1 protein-coding gene is annotated in these 755 nt (G+C 65.3%); it reads right to left on the bottom strand.

The features are described from left to right. A partial coding sequence (tnpC, locus tag N5J71_RS22340) for an IS66 family transposase (RefSeq protein ID WP_279917666.1) occupies positions 1–755 on the bottom strand: 755 nt, incomplete at both ends.

Here is a 755-nt window from a genome sequence, read left to right as displayed (position 1 = left end):
TCCAGTTGTTGTCGATGGGGAGGTTGCCGTCATCCAGGTAGCGCACCAACGCTGCCCAGCGCTTGAGGCTGTAGTCGAGTGCTTTGGCGATCGCGCTGCCCTCCGGCACCTTCTGCCGCTGCCCAAGCATCCAGCTATGCAGGCCATCGATGATTGGCCTGGCTTTGTCCTGGCGCAGTTGCCGTCGCTGTTCGGCGAGTAGCTCTCGCCCTTCGCGTTCCACATCGTAGAGCTGACCGATGTACTGGAGGGCCTGCTCGGCCAGTTGGCTCTGGTTGGCGGCATGCAGGTCGAAGAACTTGCGCCGTGCATGGGCCATGCAGCCGATCTCGGTCACGCCTTGCTCGAAGCTGGCCTTGTAGCCGGCGAAGTCGTCGCAGACCAGTTTGCCTTGCCAGTCGCCCAGGAAGCTGCGCGCGTGCTCGCCAGCCCGGCTCGGCCTGAAGTCGTAGACCACGGCCTTGAGGTCGGCGAAGGGGCTGGGTGCATAGGCCCAGACGTAAGCCCGCTGGGTCTTCTTCGTGCCCGGGGCGAGCATCTGCACCGGGGTTTCGTCGGCGAGGATGACGTCCTGCTGGAGCAGGCAGTCGCGCAGGGCATCGACCAGAGGTTGCAGCTGGACGCCGCAAGCGCCGACCCATTGCGCTAGGGTGGAACGCGCGATGGCCAGCCCGGCGCGGGCGAAGATCTTTTCCTGGCGGTACAGCGGCAGGTGATCGGCGAACTTGGCCACCATGACCTGAGCCAGCAGCCCC

This window comes from Ectopseudomonas oleovorans (genome assembly GCF_029845265.1).
In the GTDB taxonomy this organism is placed as follows: Bacteria; Pseudomonadota; Gammaproteobacteria; order Pseudomonadales; family Pseudomonadaceae; genus Aquipseudomonas; species Aquipseudomonas oleovorans.
This window is presented reverse-complemented; position numbering and strand designations above follow the sequence as displayed.